17 protein-coding genes and 1 tRNA gene are annotated in these 18,930 nt (G+C 36.6%); 5 read left to right on the top strand and 13 right to left on the bottom strand.

Going from position 1 to position 18,930, the window contains the following annotated elements; all coding sequences use genetic code 11:
* Positions 1–17 precede the first annotated feature (17 nt).
* Positions 18–302: a co-chaperone GroES gene (groES, locus tag IGJ27_RS02180; RefSeq protein ID WP_010738436.1), complete on the bottom strand. Its 285-nt coding sequence runs from the start codon at positions 300–302 to the stop codon at positions 18–20.
* A gap of 238 nt (positions 303–540) precedes the next feature.
* Between groES and IGJ27_RS02175 the strand changes: the two genes are divergently transcribed.
* Both IGJ27_RS02175 and bacL2 read left to right on the top strand, forming a co-directional pair.
* Entirely contained in the window at positions 541–1,212 is a 672-nt protein-coding gene (locus IGJ27_RS02175; protein WP_010738437.1) for a CPBP family intramembrane glutamic endopeptidase, read from the top strand.
* A gap of 900 nt (positions 1,213–2,112) precedes the next feature.
* Entirely contained in the window at positions 2,113–2,721 is a 609-nt protein-coding gene (gene bacL2, locus IGJ27_RS02170) for a BacL2 family protein (RefSeq protein WP_034699527.1), read from the top strand.
* 505 nt (positions 2,722–3,226) lie between these two features.
* Here the strand turns inward: bacL2 and IGJ27_RS02165 are convergent.
* The 9 genes from IGJ27_RS02165 to IGJ27_RS02125 all read right to left on the bottom strand — a co-directional run bounded on the left by IGJ27_RS02165 (position 3,227) and on the right by IGJ27_RS02125 (position 12,307).
* Positions 3,227–3,706: a hypothetical protein gene (locus IGJ27_RS02165; RefSeq protein ID WP_178306178.1), complete on the bottom strand. Its 480-nt coding sequence runs from the start codon at positions 3,704–3,706 to the stop codon at positions 3,227–3,229.
* 238 nt (positions 3,707–3,944) lie between these two features.
* Positions 3,945–4,754, bottom strand: coding sequence for an MBL fold metallo-hydrolase (locus tag IGJ27_RS02160; protein ID WP_010720049.1), 810 nt, complete (start codon positions 4,752–4,754; stop codon positions 3,945–3,947).
* A 50-nt stretch (positions 4,755–4,804) separates the two neighbouring features.
* Positions 4,805–5,677, bottom strand: coding sequence for a two-component system regulatory protein YycI (locus IGJ27_RS02155; RefSeq protein ID WP_010720050.1), 873 nt, complete (start codon positions 5,675–5,677; stop codon positions 4,805–4,807).
* Positions 5,678–6,991 carry a YycH family regulatory protein gene (locus IGJ27_RS02150; RefSeq protein WP_178306179.1) on the bottom strand — a complete coding sequence of 438 codons (1,314 nt, stop codon included), beginning with the start codon at positions 6,989–6,991 and terminating at the stop codon, positions 5,678–5,680.
* Complete coding sequence (walK, locus tag IGJ27_RS02145) at positions 6,988–8,823, bottom strand: cell wall metabolism sensor histidine kinase WalK (RefSeq protein WP_010738440.1); 1,836 nt, start codon at positions 8,821–8,823, stop codon at positions 6,988–6,990. Before walK ends, IGJ27_RS02150 begins: the two co-directional genes overlap by 4 nt.
* A gap of 3 nt (positions 8,824–8,826) precedes the next feature.
* Positions 8,827–9,531 carry a response regulator YycF gene (yycF, locus tag IGJ27_RS02140; protein WP_010720053.1) on the bottom strand — a complete coding sequence of 235 codons (705 nt, stop codon included), beginning with the start codon at positions 9,529–9,531 and terminating at the stop codon, positions 8,827–8,829.
* Positions 9,532–9,773: 242 nt separating this feature from the next.
* Positions 9,774–10,463 (bottom strand): hypothetical protein, encoded by a 690-nt coding sequence (locus tag IGJ27_RS02135; protein ID WP_053765760.1) that lies wholly within the window; start codon positions 10,461–10,463, stop codon positions 9,774–9,776.
* Between the two features lie 430 nt (positions 10,464–10,893).
* On the bottom strand, positions 10,894–11,751 hold the full coding sequence (locus tag IGJ27_RS02130) for a DegV family protein (protein WP_010738442.1): 858 nt from the start codon (positions 11,749–11,751) through the stop codon (positions 10,894–10,896).
* Complete coding sequence (locus IGJ27_RS02125) at positions 11,741–12,307, bottom strand: DUF1836 domain-containing protein (RefSeq protein WP_010720056.1); 567 nt, start codon at positions 12,305–12,307, stop codon at positions 11,741–11,743. Before IGJ27_RS02125 ends, IGJ27_RS02130 begins: the two co-directional genes overlap by 11 nt.
* Before the next feature lie 314 nt (positions 12,308–12,621).
* Between IGJ27_RS02125 and IGJ27_RS02120 the strand changes: the two genes are divergently transcribed.
* The 3 genes from IGJ27_RS02120 (at position 12,622) to IGJ27_RS02110 (ending at position 14,905) form a co-directional block, all read left to right on the top strand.
* Positions 12,622–13,566: a tocopherol cyclase family protein gene (locus tag IGJ27_RS02120; protein WP_178306180.1), complete on the top strand. Its 945-nt coding sequence runs from the start codon at positions 12,622–12,624 to the stop codon at positions 13,564–13,566.
* Positions 13,567–13,814: 248 nt separating this feature from the next.
* Positions 13,815–13,887: transfer RNA gene (locus IGJ27_RS02115), tRNA-Lys, on the top strand.
* Between the two features lie 418 nt (positions 13,888–14,305).
* Complete coding sequence (locus IGJ27_RS02110) at positions 14,306–14,905, top strand: SOS response-associated peptidase (protein WP_178306181.1); 600 nt, start codon at positions 14,306–14,308, stop codon at positions 14,903–14,905.
* 267 nt (positions 14,906–15,172) lie between these two features.
* Here the strand turns inward: IGJ27_RS02110 and IGJ27_RS02105 are convergent, their stop codons facing one another.
* The 3 genes from IGJ27_RS02105 to IGJ27_RS02095 form a co-directional block, all read right to left on the bottom strand.
* Entirely contained in the window at positions 15,173–16,900 is a 1,728-nt protein-coding gene (locus tag IGJ27_RS02105) for an ABC transporter permease/substrate binding protein (RefSeq protein ID WP_010720060.1), read from the bottom strand.
* Positions 16,893–18,086, bottom strand: a complete 1,194-nt coding sequence (locus IGJ27_RS02100) for a quaternary amine ABC transporter ATP-binding protein (protein WP_010720061.1) — start codon at positions 18,084–18,086, stop codon at positions 16,893–16,895. Before IGJ27_RS02100 ends, IGJ27_RS02105 begins: the two co-directional genes overlap by 8 nt.
* A gap of 199 nt (positions 18,087–18,285) precedes the next feature.
* Entirely contained in the window at positions 18,286–18,918 is a 633-nt protein-coding gene (locus IGJ27_RS02095; RefSeq protein WP_178306182.1) for a GntR family transcriptional regulator, read from the bottom strand.
* Positions 18,919–18,930 lie beyond the last annotated feature (12 nt).

Genomic DNA, 18,930 nt, shown 5'->3' with positions numbered 1-18,930 from the left:
TTTTCGTACTTTTTTATTTATTCAACGATCGCCATGATATCTTTTCCTGCAACGATCAAATATTCTTTTCCTTCAAATTTTACTTCTGTACCGGCATATTTTTCAAACATCACTTGGTCGCCCGCTTTTACAGCAGCAGGAACTTTTTCTCCGTTTTCCAATAAACGGCCTTCACCGACTGCAACAACTGTTCCTGTTTGTGGTTTTTCTTTAGCGGATGAAGCTAAAACAATTCCTCCAACAGTTGTTTCTTCTTCTTTTGCGACTTCGATAATGACGCGATCACCTAATGGTTTTAACACGATAAATCCCTCCGATAACTCTTTTTTTGGATTCGTTAGCACTCTTACACATCGAGTGCTAACCTACATTTTTAATAATACTCATACTTTGATTTTTTTGCAAGCTTTTTAAATGAAAGTACACTAATTTTATCCGTAACCGTTAGAAGTCCCTTAGTAATAGCCTCTAAATTGATCTATGTTATAATTAATTTCTATTCTTGCAGTCTACTTCTGCCTATCTTTAAGGAGGTATTTTATGTCATTAAAAAAATATAGTTTCGCTAGTATCTTTTGCTATGGACTCATTTTTCTTTCCCCATTGATCCTTTCCTCTATCGGAATCGTCCATACTGTTACTGACGTGATTACAGCAACGACGATTGCCTATATCCTAGGAGCAATTGTTTTAGCTTTCTTTTATTTCAAGCAAAATGAACCACTACCACTAGAAGCAGCCATTCCTAGTGCTTCGACGCCAAAAATCATCTTATATGGGTTTGTTGGGATTTTCATTGCTTTGATCTTACAGGCGCTTGCAGTAACGTTGGAAACTCTTTTATTTGGTAACAGCGCTCCTTCTGAGAATACGCAAAATATTATTCAAATGATTCTTGAAGCTCCAGCCTTTTTAATAGCTACCACAGTTGCTGGTCCAGTCATGGAAGAATTCGTCTTTCGTCGCAGCATCTTAGGTATCGTTGGCAAATATACAAACTTTTGGATTGGGGCAATCGTTAGTTCCTTATTGTTTGCTTTTGCCCATAATGATGGTCACTTACTGATCTACTTTTTCTTAGGTTTTTTCTTTAGTCTACAATACAAAGCAACGGGAAGAATCTGGACCTCGATGATCACACATGTGGGAATGAATACATTGGTGGTAGTTGTACAAATCGCCGTTCAAAAGGGCTGGATTGCTGCTTCATAAGCTACTAAACAACCCCTTATCAAAAGACTCTTCTTATACCATCCACTGACCAGCAACTCTTAGTCGCTGGTCTTTTTTTGTGTCCTTTCCGATCCCGGCTCATTCTCTTAACAAATTTTTCCTTCGTAGTTATGAAAAAGATAGATTTATTTATAGCTATTCATTATGTTTTATCCGCTAGCTACTAGCAGTTTCCATTTATCGTGACACTCACCATTTCCTCTTTTAACCTTCTCAAAACACTTTGATGTTCTTCTCTAATAGCACTCTTATTTTAAATACGACAGAAAACAGCAGTCATTGCCATTTGGATTATTTTCAGATCCTATTAAAATCATGTTCATCTAGATCTAACTATAAACATTGAATTAGATTGGTTCATAGAAAAAATTTAACCACATCGACATCGTCTTATGGGCGCCCACAAGAGTTATCAACTTTGCACTAAACCAACTCGTTCCCCTTCTCTTCCAACTAAAGTGTCTTTGCTTTCGTTTTACAAAAATGCGATAAAAAAACACTTTATTTATAAATAAGATAAATACAAAAGTGATTTTAAAACAATTAATATTGTTTTGTTTTTGTTATTAAATGAGGAACTTGCTAATTCATTACATACTTTAATTAATTTTATCAATCATTACTACTTACGAATGCACCATCTCTTAGAAAAATCATTTAAAAAAAGACATATCCTTTATATCAGACTGACTGCCGTCATTCACGATTTTATAAAGAATAAAACAAAAATAAAATTTTTTATTAAAAAACTGCAGTTTTTATTATATATCTATCAGACTATCATTTATTTAACTTTTACAAAAAAAGTTATTTTATGTGTCACAAAATAACATTTTTAGGAACGTATCTTTCAAAAAAATAAAGGTAGTGTGTTGCGAAATGAATATCTGGCAAATGATTGATGACTTATTGAAGAAATATTATCTGACGAATGATAAAGATATCTTAGATTTAATCATTTTAGATTTAGACCCTTATATAAAATCTTGTGCGCATCGTTTTGTATTTAAAGCACAATCTAACGGAGTATTTATTCCTTTTGAAGACTTCTACAGTAACCTTTGTTTAGCAATTTGGGAAGGCATTGAAGATTTCAAGAGTATCTCAGGCTCCACGTTTAAAAATGTTACGTTGCGAAGGATTTATATTGCTGAAAAGAAGACTTGGAAACAATATAAAAAATCCGGAAGTAAAGTCTTCAATAAAGATGGGATTACTTATGACGTGACAAGATGGGAAAACATCGAATCGCTACATCATTCTAAAAATTGCACAGTTAAAAGTGCAGAACGTTCGATCGAGGAAAAACTTCTAATAGAAAATTTTAAAAAACAGGACTTTTTTAGAGGTACCTTCATCGAACTACTTTATCACGGTTATTCTTGTAAAGAAATTTGTCTCCTTTTAGGAATCAGTAAGACTTACGATGCAAAAACCAGAAAAAAATGTCAACGAATCAAAGAATCCTTCTTGAAATATATTGCCTAATCACTATGTTTTTCTTTCCCTATTCATCTACTTTGAAAAATAGCAAAGCATTTCAATGGTATGTCTATCGTCAATGTGGATCACATCTGACTATGTTTCCTACTTTGAGTGTTATCGTTATCTCGCATAGAGAGTGCAAAACAGCGAAACATTTGATATGTTCTAATCATTTTTCTAAAAATTTTTAGCTGGTTTCAACTTTTTGTTTATGTAAAAGTAAGTGATACACCTATTAGGCGTAATAAAAATTTTCAATCTTTTCACTAATACAATAATAATGGGAAGCTAGTTTCACTTTGTATCTGTCTGTTTTGAGCAATGTCCCTCTTGCCTAGTCTTCTCTATTATATTTTTCATTTACGGTCTAACTATACTTGATCTTTGAATAGCTGTTTTAGCATTTGTCAAAAAATGCCGAAGGGACTGGGACAAAACTTGTCTCAATCTCCTTCGGCTAATTTTTTCGGAAAGGATCCTGTTAATCACAACTATTTTTCCTTATTTATTATTGACCATTCAGCACTTGTTTTAAACTAGTTTGGATCAACTGAGTATCTGCTGGATTGTCCAATTCCAATTGGCTAGCTTTGGTGTTTGCGGCAGCAGACGGTGTTTGAACAGATTGTTTCACCTTGGGATCTGTTAACGAGTTGATATATTCAGATTGTTCTTGCCACGCCTGCTTGATTAAACGATAGTATTCATCTGTTTTCTCGCTTTCATTAGCAATCGTTTCAGTAGTAGTTGAAGAATCCTTTATTTCTTGCACATTTGAATCCTCTGCAGGATTATTTCCCGTCGATTCTACATTACTAATAGGTTGATTCTCTTTTTCCTTGGTGGTACTATTTTGTGAATTTTCTGTAGAAGTCTTGGTAATCTGCGTGGAAGTCTGATCCGTGCTGGAAGAGGTACGATCAACTCCTGAGTTTGAACATCCCGCCAACAATAACAACCCTAAAATAATAAAATAACTGTTTTTCATAATACACCTCTATTAAACAAACATTTATATTTAATTAAATATAATAAAAAACCACTATCAATAACCAGTTAACAATATATCTTATCTAAAATTTAAACTATTATAGCCTTATTGAAAGTACACCCCGTTGTTAATAAAACGTAACTGAATGAGACAAAAATCCTCTCTGCTTTAAATGAACAAAAAACACTCAAAACAAGTTGTTTGAGCGTTTTTTGGGTTATATAGTTGACTACGGCTAAATCGAAAATAACTCCGTTGCTTCTGAGGGATCGGTATCATAAATATCAAATTCATAACCGACACCTAGATCTTTTTCTTTTAGGACATTCTCCATCGTCAAGTGAGCTAGTTCTTTTAGATTGTTTTCTTTACTCAAGTGACCAAGGTAGATACGTTTGGTACGATCACCAATAACATCTGTCATGACTAAGGCGCCATCTTCATTGGATAAGTGCCCCCGATCACCTAAGATCCGTTGCTTTAAATTCCAAGGATAAGGGCCCATCCGCAACATCTCTAAATCATGGTTACTTTCCATCAAATAGCCATCTGCATTTTTGATGATTCCTCGCATATGATCACTGCAATAACCTGTATCAGTTAACATCACAAATGAACGGTTTTCTTTATGGAAACGATAAAATTGCGGAGCTGCAGCATCGTGAGAAACGCCAAAGCTTTCAATATCTAGATCCCCAAATGTTTGCACCTTCCCCATTTCAAACAAATGCTTTTGTTCAATAGGAACATTCCCAATTAATGGAGACATTGCCTCCCATGTTTTTTCATTGGCAAACACATCTAAATGATATTTTCTTGCAAGTACCCCTACCCCATGAATATGATCTCGATGTTCGTGAGTGACTAAAATCCCGTCTAATTGGTCAGGTGTCCGATCAATTTGAGCCAACAAAGAAGTAATTTTTTTCCCGCTGAGACCAGCATCTACCAAGAGCCTTTTTTTATCACTTTCGATATAAAGTGAATTTCCAGAGCTTCCACTGGCTAGGATACTGATTTTAAAAGCTGGTTTTTCTTCAGCCATTTGACTACTTCCCTTCTTACTTTGTAAACTTTTTTCATTATACTACTTTTTTAATGATCTTCCACCTTTGGAATCGTATTATTTGTTACAATCGTATTACTAAATGCATTGACTGACTCTACTTGGATCGATTTATCAGGCGTTTCTATCGCCACATACCAGACTGGAACATACACATTCTTTTCTCGCACTTTCAAAATACAAGAGTAAGCAAGCTGCCTCCAAAGGATTTTTGAACCTCGAGAAATCTTATTATTTACATACAATGTTTTGATTGCATCTTCTTCTGTGTGTAATTCTGTTTTTTCCCGTAATTGTTCAATATCAGATAAATGTGTCTGCGTGTACTTCGTGACAGCATAACTTTTATCTTGCTTATTCAGTGAAAACACAATTTTTGCTGTATCATCATAAAAAGGTAGACCATCATATTTCTGACTCGCTTGTACTTCCGGCGTTGCGCTGTCTAGATCAGAAAAATTCTTCATATAAACATAATCGCTACCAAAGAGTACATTGTTTTTTTTGTTTAAAAAGCTATTCACTGAACTTCCCATTTTATCAGGATCAAAAATACTATTTTCTGATTCTGTCTCAGATAAAGTTTTTGTTAAAACATTGTCATTGAAAACAATCCCACTACTCAACAGTCCTTTTTTACTTGTCCCATGACGTTGACTGTCCAGTTCCTTACTAAGGTCCGTTTCCTCCGCACTTAAATAATACCCTTGTCTACTTTCTGAAGAGATTTTACCAGTATAAGAAATGTCATCACTAGAAAGTCGTTGTTGAATGGATTCGGTTTGTCCTGATCGGATCACATTATTTTCTTGGCTGATCGTTTCTTGATAACTTCTAAATAAAAAAACATTTAACCCTAAAAAAGCAACGAAAAAAATCCATTCAATTTTTTTGAAATCCATTTAATTCGCCTCCGTTTCAGGTAATCGTCCAAGCAAATCATTGACAGCGTACCATTGACCTTGGTATTTTACATACCACTCAGGTAATAAATCGACGACTCGATTCGTTTCCTTGATATTTTGCCACGTGTAGCCAACAATCAACGACTCGATTTTTTCTTTGTCTGCCCCTTTATCCAAAAGACTCTGGATGACTTTTTCTGTTTGTGGCAATTCAACTTCTTCATCAGATGGAATCGGTACTTGGATCGTATTCAAGCTGGTTTGGATCTTCACTTGTGAATCTACTTGATCCGCTCCAATTTCAATCTCAACTTTCCCTTTACTGTCTGAACCAAATACAGGAAATCCTTCTACAAATATTCGATAATCGATTTGATTGTTCTCTCGATCAAAATAACGCATATTTCCTAATGAATTGCCTAATTTACTAATATATGGAAAACTTTGTGAGAAAATATTTGCTGTGACGTTGTCTTGTTCGATTTCTCCCCGAAAATCAACGATTTGTGTTTCTGAATGAATCCTCATCGTCTCATTTCCATCATAAAAAAGCAGTTCATTGCTCTCATTATTTGTTTTGACCTCATCTGGTTTTTGGAAAAAGGCATTTCTAAACAAAGTATATGGTTGTTGTGACAGGATATAACTATATTTTTTTAATTTGATTTTATCTTTCGTTTCATATTGTGTCTCAACAATCGAAGGCGTTTTTTCCATCTCTGTCCACGTACTATCGGTTGCCTTTAATTCTTTTTCCAACTCTTTCCAATCAACTGAAAGATTCGATTCGTAAATGGAATCCGTCTCAAAATCAAGGAATCGCACTTTGTTCTCATTTTTATCAAACTGGATACGCATAAAGTAAATAGAATCTGTCCGATTAGGAAGCGCTGAAAAATCCAAACTTAGATGAAAGGCTTCTTTATACTCACTAAGTAGTAGCGGCGCATTATAAGTAAGCTCAATGCCTTCTTGAATAGTTTTTAGCTTGTCAAATTTCTCTTTATCGCCATTGACGATTTCTGTTACTCTGCCAAATCGAGCGCCCTCGATGACTGTTTGGAGGCGAGAAACAAGATTTTCACTATTTGTTTCCTTTATTTGTCCTGAATGCAACCAAGTCACATGTAATGGAAGAAAAACTTCAGATGCTTTTCGGTAGTTTTGTGAATCAATCATCTGTGAATTGGATTCGTCAAAATTAACCGAGGTTTTACCTGCTGGACTTAGCCAAATGGCATATGAGAGGTAGATACTTAAAGCAATCATTAGGAGTAATCCTATTCGAATAACTTTTTCAGAAATTTTCATTCCCACCATTCCTCCTCATATGGTTCATATGGCAACGAGATATAGAAGGTTGATCCTTTTCCTTCTTTACTCTCTGCCCAGATTGCGCCACGGTGGGCTTTGACTACTTCTCTAGAGATAGCCAATCCTAACCCTGTTCCACCTTGGGCTCTCGCACGCGCTTTATCCACGCGGTAAAACCGTTCAAATACCCGATTCAAATCTTTTTTAGGAATCCCAAGTCCTTGGTCAGTAATACTTAAAATCACATTATTGTGTGTTTCCAACAAACGACATGTGATCATTCCACCGTCTGGAGAATATTTGATCGCATTATTCATAATATTATCAATCACTTGGATTACTTTATCGGTATCAATCTCTACCCAAAGATCTCTTTGGGTAAATTCCCGTTTAATCGTATAGTTCTTTTCTTGGTTACCCACCATCATATCAAAGCGGTCAAGAACAAAATTGACTAATTCATTAAAATTGACGTACTCTAACTGTAATTGTGTATTTCCTGTATCCATTCGCGAAAGATTCAACAGGTCATTGATCATGCGGATCATTCGATCTGTTTCATCTAACGTTACTTTTAGGAAATTAGGAGCAACTTCTTCATCTTTCCAAGCTCCCTCACTTAAAGCTTCAATATAACTACGCATACTTGTCAACGGTGTGCGAAGTTCATGAGACACGTTCGAGACAAATTCACGACGTTCTCTTTCTGTTTTTTCTTGTTCTGTTACATCATGCAATACGGCTACCAATCCACTAATAAAACCTGATTCTCTGCGGATCATGGAGAAATCTACTCGTAAAATCATTTGGTCGCTTTCCATTAATCCAGTTGAACGATCAAGTACCATTTCATTTGGGTCTTCTAGCAGTTTACGTAATGTATATTCTTCTTCAATATCTAACAAAGTCAAAATCGACTGACCGATTGCATCTTCATTTTTGACATCCAATAAAGAAACAGCCATATCGTTGATCGTAATGACTTTACCTCTTCGATCGGTCGCAATGACACCATCTGTCATATGTGACAGGACGCTATCTAACCGATTCCTTTCCGCTTCCATCGTGTCTTGAGCTTCTTCGATTCTTTCAGCCAGCTGGTTGAATGTATCCGCCAGTTGCCCTAATTCATCTTGTCCATGGACTTTAACTTTACGACTATAATCTCCCCGAGCAATCCTAATCGCTTGCTCTCGCATCTCGCCAATTGGCTGAGTGATCGACCGTGCGACTAAGACTGATACGACCATGGAGATCAGGGCTGCGATCAACGAAGCTGTGAAGAATATAATCGCAGTATTATTGATTTCAGAATATTTTTGCTCAATATTACTTTTGACGTAAAGAGCCCCGATAACGGCATCGCCGGTCGGGGACAGGATCGGTTGAATATTGATATTCACTCGCTTATCGTCACTATCTAATGCGACATACCTTTTTGTTGTGAAATCATTGATATCTACATAATCGTTTTTCTTACCGATTGAGCTTTGATCACTAACATCCGTTGTCCCACGTATAATCCCTTTTTCATCAATAACTCTAATCTCTAAAATGTCACTCGAGGCATTGTTTTCAATGAATCGTTTGATATTGGCATTGACTTCTTCAATGTCTGCGTTGTCTTTACGATTTAATTCGGGACTGATCGTGGTCGCTAAAGATTCAACTGTTTGATTCATATCTTTGATAAATGTATTGATTGTTGAACGCTCTAACCCTCGGATAAAGTAGGCACCAATAATCTCAATCGAAATCAGTAAGATCAAAATAAACGTGATCGCAATTTTGAAATTGACTGATCGAAAAAAGCGCACTTTTCCTTTCATCAATTACTCCTGTTCCTGGTTACGTAAATAGTAACCAACACCTCGCCGTGTCACTAAATAATTAGGATGACTTGGATTATCTTCAATTTTTTCGCGTAGACGTCTCACGGTTACATCTACAGTTCGCACATCACCAAAGTAATCATAACCCCACACGGTTTGCAGCAAATGCTCTCGTGTCATCACTTGTCCGATGTGTTTTGCTAAGTAAAAAAGCAATTCAAATTCACGATGCGTTAGTTCAATTGTTTCGCCTCGTTTCGTTACCATATAAGCATCCGGATGAATCGTCAGGTCACCAATCACGAGTTCAGAAGGGGCAATTTCTTCTACTTCTTTGGTAGCAGTTGCGCCACGACGAAGATTGGCTTTCACTCGAGCCACTAGTTCACGATTAGAAAAAGGCTTCGTCACGTAATCATCAGCACCTAATTCCAGTCCTAATACCTTATCGATTTCAGAATCTTTTGCAGTCACCATAATGATCGGCATGTCGTAGGTTTTCCGTACTTCACGCGCGACTTCTAAGCCATCCATTTTTGGTAACATCAAATCTAGCAAGATCAAATCAGGTTCCACCTCAGTGACTTTTTCTAAGGCTTCTTCCCCGTCATATGCAGTATAAACATCATAGCCTTCCTTGGCTAAATTGAATTTGACGATATCCGAAATCGGCTTTTCGTCATCGACAACTAAAATCTTTTTCATTAAAGAGCCACCTCTTTTTTATTATTGTCATACTCTCCCATTATAACGTATTTTCCAAGATGTTTCATCTTTGTAAAAAAAGCCTTACAGAAAACATACACTTCTCACTTGAATCCTCATTTTGTTTATCCTTTATTTGTTTTTGGTGACAAAAAATAAACGAATCAAAAAATAGCATTTTTTCGATTCGTTTTACTGATTGATAGGGCTATTTTATTTTTTATAGAAAACGACGGTATTCATCAGTTATCTACAACTTGTACCGCAATTAATTCTTTGACATCTTCAGGATTGCCAGTCGGGATCGAAACAATCGTTGCTTGATCAAGGATTTCTTGTTCCTGCTTTTTCACTGCTGCTTGATCTCTTGGATCACCTTGAAAATGACTCGGAACAGGATAACAAGTGATCGTACCGTTATGATTGCTTGAATAAACAACTAAACTTTGATAACCATATTCTCCTGAAAGAGTGACCGTTTCAGTTGGAAAAGTCAAACTCGTGCTATCATAAGGATTGACTGCTGCTCCAGCAGCTGAATGTGACACATGAAGTTTAAAATTCCCACTGGCTAAATCGGTTTTGTAATGTGTACCCATAACTGCTAACCAGACACGGGCATATTCAATTTGGTCGTTTGTATAGCCACTTAGCGGATCGGGAGTGACCATTGTTTCGGTGGTGCTGCTGATTGTCGTTGATGCGCTCGTTGTTTCATTTTGCGTAGTATTCGTATTTTTCGCGACAGACTGGGAGTTAGTCGTAGTAGATTGGGTTTGTGATGATGCTTGTTTGGCTGAACTTGAAGAGTTAGTCATTGTTTGAGTTTCACTGGATGAAGCAGCCTTTGATTCTTCTGCTTTATTTCCTTTTGTGCCACAACCAACAAGAAGAAAAGCTGAAATAACCATTACAAATCCTACTTTTTTCATTTATACCACCTCTTTTTATTAATAGTTCGTATTATAACATTTTACGCTGCCAAATACATCGCTACTTAAGCTATATAATATTTATCTTTTTTTGTTTAAGTTGTAAAATGTTGATTTTTATCTTTCCTATCGCTCAGAGTCATTCTTAGCTAAACGATCAAAAAGAGACTAAGGCAAAACTTGCCTCAGTCTCTTCTAGTATCTAGAAAAACAAATAAATGGTGAAACCAACATCTTCGAAAAATAAGCCGAAATTAACCACTAATTTGGGAAGTGCCAAGTAGATAACAATTAACAGCAAACACTAGTATTTATACTTCTTTTCAATTTTCGAAAATCCCTTCTTATTTCTCGATGCTAAACACTTTTATTTCAACCTCTTCTTTGCTATTTTAAGCTGTTTGACTTTGTTGAATAGCTATTTTTCTGATTACTTTTCTAATACTTGAACCCCGACACCTAACAAACCAGGACCTGTATGAACAACAAGTGCAGGGGATATTTGACCAAAATAGATTTGTTGCGCTTGTGGAAATTCTTCCTTCAATCTCGCCATCATCTCAGTTGCTTCTTCTTTAGCGTCTCCATGCGCAACGGCTAAGTTAAAGACTTTAGCTGTTCCAACTCGTTCTTTCACATAGGAAACAGTTCGATCTAGACTTTTTTTACGTCCTCTTGCTTTGCCCACTGTATAATAAATGCCTTCATCATTACAAGAAATGATTGGATTTAATTTTAAAGCCGTTCCTAATATAGAAGCAACTAATCCAATCCTTCCCCCTTTTTGTAAATATTCAAGGGTTGCCACGTTAAAGAATACTTTGGTCTGTTTGACTAATTCATTGAGCCTTTCAATCAATAATGACCATTCCATTCCTTCTTCTAACCATTTAGCTGCTTGAATTGCTGAAAAGCCTGCTCCAATCCCAATGTTCTTAGTATCTAGTACATACGCTTCCAATTCTTCTTGTTGTTGGGCAATCAACCGAACGATGTTATACGTACCACTTAATCCACTTGAGATTGTTACTGCTAAGATTTTTTCATAGCCGTCCTGTTTGATCTGTTCAAAAATTTTGGTAATTGTTTCGCCATCAGGTAAAGATGTTCCTGGAATCTCTTGAGGTAATCTTTGATAGATTTCCTCCGGAGTAATATCAACTTTATCAGTATATACTCGATCTTTATAAATAATCTTTAATGGAATCACATACATTTGATATTTTTCAATTAGCTCTTGTGGAACGTCTGTCCCAGAGTCTACTAAAATCGCCACTTTATTTTTCATTTTTTTTCTCCTCAATTAAATACTCAGTTTCTAGACTAATCGTTTTTTCTGCCAACAATTTCATCGCAAATGACAAGGTCGCCGATCGAACTGCGATATATTCTACGGGTATCTCTTGCTCCAATATCTGTGGATAGACTTCTCCTTGAGCCAATTGGCTAACCATTTTGATGGCTTTTTCTTGTTCGTGACAAAATAGATTGTAGGCTTCACGGATACCAACCGTTTTCCCTTGAAAGAGGATTCCTTCTTTAATTTCGGGAATTGTCAGGACTTGCTTCAATGATGTAATTGCAATTAAAAATGCAACATGCTCTTTGTTGTATCGTTTTTTGATGGGCGCTGGAACTAGCCCTAATTTCACATAATTATTTACCATTGAAGAGGTCAACAATGGATGTTTCTCACCTCGGATAACAGGAGAAAGATAGCGATCAACTAACGTTCTGACCTGATCCATATAAAGTTCTAAATCAGGAAGTTCATCCCACTGAGGTAAATGATAATTTTCCAGTTCTTTTCCCCATTCAATTAATTGTTGTCGCATTTTTTCCATTACTTGTTCTCCTTTGTTGTTTTCACAAACATCTTATTAGAGTTATTAAAAACACCCAATCTAGTTTTTTTAACTAGGTAATTCAATTATAATAAATTTCTCGAGAAAATAAAACAATTTTACTTGCGAATACCTAAAATAAAACAATCTTTCCCTCCTTAAACAGATACCTTGGTCCTTTGTTTGCTATTTTTTCTTACTTTTCTGATTCCTTAAGACCTACGGATAGTAACTGGCTTACTTCTAAGCTTATTTGAAACCTTCAGTCCATTCGGCATGGTACACTGAATAAGAGTGAATGGAGGGAAATAAAGATGATTCCAACAGATAATTTTTTTCAAGGAGAAAACAAAACCCACCCTTTTTTTGAAGGATGGTATTTTAAACATCAAATCGGAAATAACGTTTATGCTTTCATTCCTGGCTATTCGATTGCGGAAAACGGAGAAAAGTCTCCCTTTATACAAGTAATCAGTCATGAACATTCCGAGATTTTTTATTTTGATAGTGCGCAACTCTTTATCGAAAAAGAACATTTATTCATAAAAATTGGTGAAAATATCTTTAGTGAAAAGGGTATTTCTCTTTCGTTAACCAATGACAATCTGTCGATTCATGGAACGATTGATTATGGCGATTTTACACCTATCCATCGGACCTACTATGCCCCTAGTATCATGGGCCCTTTTTCTTATTTCGCTTTTATGGAATGTTATCATGGGATATTAAGCATGAAACATTCACTACAGGGAGAATTAGTCTGGAATGATCAACCCATTGATTTTGATCAGGGGATTGGTTATGTAGAAAAAGACTGGGGCTCTTCTTTTCCTGCAACTTATGTATGGGCCCAGTGTAATCAATTTGAGACGTCCGATGCACGTTTTTTCTTTTCTGCAGCAGAAATTCCATTTCTTGGTGGACGTTTTTTGGGAATCATCGCAGTGTTGCAGATCCAGAGCGAAGAATATCGCTTTGCTACTTACTACGGAGCTAAAATTTTATCGATCGTCCAAGAAAAAGACTATTTAGTTATCACGATCAAACAACAACAGCTTAAATTAACACTGGCAGTCCTGCAAAAAGACGGACATCCATTAATGGCGCCTCACAAAGGATTGATGAATCGAGTGATTCGTGAAAAAGCCAGTACAGAAATCTATGTAACGTTACAAAAAAATAATGAAACGCTTTTGGAACAAAAAGGGATCGCAGCAGGATTTGAGGAAGTGGATCATTTGCATGGTTTTACCTACTAAAATAGGAGACCCGCCATTAAAAATGGCGGGAAGGAGTAAAAATGAAAAAGTGTTAGGGTTAGTTCTTTTGCAAGAACTTTTGTTGGTTGGTATGGTTATATCATACTGAGCATTTGTGAATAAACTATGAATGAATTTCTATAAAGACGTAAAGTTTTTTATGATTTTTTTTAAGCTAGTCTTGCATTTTAAAATCCACAGTGCTACTATTATTAAGTAATATTCAGTAAATATTTCATAAATTTATTGGGCCGTTAGCTCAGTTGGTAGAGCAGCTGACTCTTAATCAGCGGGTCGCGGGTTCGAGCCCCTCACGGCCCATTGGGTGCCAAACCCACGTCATCAGTACATTCTTGGCTACTTCGGTAGTTTCGAAAAGAGTGTACGTGATGACATTTTTTGTTTTTCGGATATATTTTTTTGATTAATCACTTAGTATTGTCCGGGGGAAAACTACGAATGAATGAACTCCGCCAAACCGTCAATTAATTAACCCACATTGCTTCCTCTAACAGATCTCTTCATCGCAACTAAATGATAGCGTTTACTTTATTAATAAAGCATTTATCGTTACAATTTAATTAAAGTTTCAATGAAACAAAGTAAGTCTAGCCCTTTTGACGTATTACCAGAGAAATTCGTACACCTTGGGATCCTATTTAGTTGATGAGACAGCCTTTTGCCAACCATTAACTAACTATTGGATCGTTTTATCAACTAGTGATTGGAGGAAAAAATTATGTGTGGACGTTATTTTTTTGATTTAGCATCCGATGAACTGAAAAAGTATTATGAACAAGTAAAGCCACAGGCAGAAAGTCAGCAAATCCACATTGGAAAAAATGAAATTTTTCCATCGAACCATGTAGTAACATTAGGTCTTAATCAAGAATCCGCTGTTGTGCCAGGTATCACTCGTTGGGGCTTTACCGGTTTTAAAAAAGGACAGCTAATGATCAATGCTCGAGCAGAAACTGTGGAAGAAAAAAAGACATTCTCTCACCCTTTCAAAGAGACTCGTTGTGTTTTCCCAATGTCGGGTTTTTATGAATGGGATTCTGATAAACACAAAGTAATGTTCACTGACAGTCAAACGTCCGTCCTTTATGTCGGTGGTTTTTATCGAATCCATAAAAATGAAGCTGGATTTGAAACCGAATCAATCATTTTGACCACTCAACCAAGTCAATCAGTGCTTCCCGTTCATGATCGCATGCCCTTAATCCTAGCAAAAGAACAGATTAAAGACTGGCTTAATGATTTAGATTTTGCAAGGAGTCAGCTGACAGCGAAGATGCCTGAGTTAAGTCGACGAAATGTAGACGAAACCCATATATAACCAAAAACAAACATGTACTGAAAAATACAATGAGCAAAATGCTTCTCAGATACTTCGGTTTGTTTTGAAGTGTTGAAGCATCATAACATTATTCAAATATTTACAAAAAATTGAACGAACACCTCAATACTAGCTGCCTTGCACAAAAACTTCTAATATATTGGTACAAAAAATGAAGCGTTCCAAAAATAGTAAGGACTATTTTCAGAACGCTTCATTTGATTTACTAGAGTTTGATCGAACTTTTCGTGATCAGTTACCTAAACATTATTCTTTCCAGCTATCGACTGTTTTTTGATTTTCTTTGATCCAGTCTTGCGCTGCTTGTTGTGGATCTTTTCCGTTATTGATCTCTAACATGACTTTTTCCATATCTTTTTCTGACCAGTGGAAATTATCTAAGACCTTATATGCTTCTGGTTGGTCTTCTTTTAATCCTTTGCGGACGATCGTATGGATTTCTTCAGCACTTCCCATGGCTTTTTTAGGATCTTCAAGATACTTCAAGTCATATTTAGCAAACATCCAATGTGGAGTCCAACCAGTAATAACGATTGGTTCTTTCTTTTTGATGGCTTGACCTAATGCCACTGTCATCGCACCTGAAGAAGAAGTTTCTACGGTCCAATCTTTTAAGTTGTCATATTGCTTGATTGTATTTTCAGCAGCATTGACGACTCCGGCACCAGGTTCAATACCGGTGATTTTCTTACCTGCTTGATTGGTTAATTCTTCAATTGAGTTGACATCCATATAGCTTGGAACAGCTAAGCCAACTTTAGCACCGGTTAAATTAGCACCTAGATCATTTATTTGGTCTTTGTACTGTGCATATTGGGAACCATGGGTTTTTGGTAACCAAGCAGCTACCATCCCATCTGATTCTCCTTTAGAAACAGATTCCCACATGATGGAATTATCTAATGGTGTGATCGACACATCATAGCCCATTCCTTTAAGTACTTCAGCAACTACATTCGTTGAAGCTACTTCAGTATCCCATTCTACATATGAAAGATTGATTTTTTTTGTTTCTTTGTTATTAGCTAAACTACCTAAGCCAATGGCACCTAAAATCACAACCACTACAGCTCCAATAATGATTCCTTGGCGTTTTTTACTTTTTTGTTTGTTCGCACCTGTCGCTTTTTTATTATTTGGTTGATTCAAATGTTGCGTAAAACGGTCAATGATGATCGCCAAGATAACTAAAGCTACCCCGTTAACAAATCCATTTCCGACTTGCGCACGTTGTAATGCTGACAAGACGCCACGACCTAATCCTGGCGCTCCGATCATTGAAGCAATCACGACCATTGAAAGTGACAACATGGTGGTTTGGTTGATCCCCGCCATGATCGTACTTTTAGCCAATGGTAATTCTAACTTGAACAGTTTTTGCCAACTGGTACTACCAAATGAATCAGATGCTTCCACCAATTCTTTTGGTACTTGGCGAATACCTAGATTTGTGAAACGAACAGTTGGTGGTAACGCAAAAATAACTGAAGCGAATACCCCTGGAACCATCCCGATCCCAAAGAATGCGACTGCTGGGATCAAGTAAACAAATCCTGGCATAGTTTGCATAAAGTCAAGGATCGGTTTGATGATACTTTGCGCTTTGCTGCTTTTTGCCATTAAGATTCCTAATGGTACACCAATAATGATGGAGATCATACTAGACAATAAGACAAGTGTCACAGTATTCATCAAATCAGACCATAACCCTTGATTGTAAATAAACCATAGACCGATCAACGTAAACAAGGTCAGTCCTGGACGTTTCTTAGAGATAAAGAATGCAACGACTGTTAATAAAAGGATGAACACTGGTGCTGGAATAACTAATAATAAATTAGTGATCCCAGACATCACTGCTTGCCCGATCGTTTGTAGAAAAGCAAATAATCCTGCAAACGTAGTCGTAAACCATTCTGTCAATTTCTCAACCCAATCTGCTACGGGTAATTGATAGTTTAATAAATTATTCATGTTCATTCACCTCACCTGATTCTGCTAATGCTTCAATCACACTTCCTCGAATGACAACCCCTTTAAGTTTACCGTTGTCAACGACTGCTAGTGGCGTAGGTGAATCATAAATAATATTGAAGATATCACTGACAATCATGTCTTTCCCAATGACAGTGACATTTTCATCTAAGAAATCAATCAACGGCCGTTTTTGGCGTCTGGCTTCTAGCGCTTGATCAGCTGTAATGATTCCTTTTAAGTTTCGTTTTCTATCGACTGCCATCAACATACTTACTTCTTCGTTGCGCATCCGAGTCAATGCAACATTCGGACCATCTGATTCAATATTGGTAGTCAACGCTGGAACCATGATATTTTGAGCTGTTAAGACTTTGGAGCGGTCCACTTCCTCCACAAATTCTCGAACATAATCGTTAGCAGGATTTGTTAAGATTTCTTCTCCTGTGCCGATTTGCATGATTTCACCATCTTTCATCAATGCAATACGGTCACCGATTCGCAACGCTTCGTTTAGATCATGGGTGATGAAAATGATTGTTTTTTGGACATTTGATTGTAATTCGAGTAGTTCATCCTGCATTTCACGGCGAATCAACGGATCAAGAGCAGAAAAAGCTTCATCCATCAATAAAATCTCTGGATCGTTGGCTAATGCTCGAGCTAGCCCCACACGTTGTTGCATCCCACCAGATAATTGATTTGGATATTGATCTTTAAATGAAAGCAAACTTGAGTTTTCAAGTGCTTGTTCTGCTTTTTGTTGGCGTTCTTCTTTCGGAACTCCTCGAACTTCTAAACCATATTCCGTATTTTCTAAGATCGTACGATGTGGAAATAACCCAAAGTTTTGGAAAACCATATTGATCTTGTGACGACGAACTTCACGAAGTTCTTCTTTACTCAATTTTGAGATGTCTTCTCCATCGATATAGATGTTTCCTGCTGTTGGTTCGATCAAACGATTCAATAATCGAATCAAGGTTGATTTCCCACTACCGGAAAGACCCATGATAACGAATATTTCGCCTTCTTGAACATCAAAGCTAGCATCGTACACACCGACCGTTGCGCCGGTTTTTTTCAATATATCTGTCTTCGGTTGATGATTCTTCATCATTTCTAAAGCTACTTGTGTCTTTTTACCAAATATTTTTGTTAAATTTTTTACTTCTACCTTTACCAAACAAATTTCTCCTTTTTTATGTTTATGTAAATTCATTTTACTTTCTGAAAAAAGTGACCACACTATACTAACATCGTGTAGTCACTTTGTCAAAAAGGAGACTTTTTTGTTTGCTTCCAAAATAAAAAAAACTTGAATAAAGCCCTAGCGGTTAGGCTTATTCAAGATTAAAATTTAATGATAAAAAATAATTAAAGGACTAGTTTTCTGGATAGAAGAAATTAGTCATTCTTTGTAAGGTAAATTCGTTTCCAATGAAATGTACAGTGTCACCCGCTGTGAATTTGGCATACGGTCCAGGTGAAACGAGCAACTCTTCTTTATGGGAAATCGCAATCACTGTCGCTCCTGTTGCTTGCCAAATATTCAACTCGCTGATGGAGCGGTCAAGATGGATCGCTTCTTTCGTCAACGTTAATTCAAATGGCAATAAAGGATTCATCTTATGTATCCGTTTCGTTTGACTGACTAATTGATCTAATAATTGTGAAAAATGATCCAATTCTTCTTGTTGCTTTTCTACACTTGCCATAATTTCGGCTTTTGTTTCTTGGATCGATTGAACATCTTGGTATTGCAATAAAAAATCTTTGGCTTTCTCTTTTGAGGCAACGAATGCCCCACTGCCATGGCGAACCTCCATGATCCCTAGATCAACTAGCACATTGATTGCTTTTCTTGTAGTTTCAGGAGAAGCATTATATGTACTTGCTAAAGTGGATCTCGCATGGATCTTCTCCCCCACCTGATAACGGTTTTCCACGATTCGTTCAGCCAGATCAACTGCGATTTGTTGGTATCTTGGACGAACAATTTTTTTCTTTCCTGCCATTTATTCTCCTCT

The organism is Enterococcus sp. DIV1726a (assembly GCF_051710985.1).
In the GTDB taxonomy this organism is placed as follows: Bacteria; Bacillota; Bacilli; order Lactobacillales; family Enterococcaceae; genus Enterococcus_B; species Enterococcus_B hirae.
This window is presented reverse-complemented; position numbering and strand designations above follow the sequence as displayed.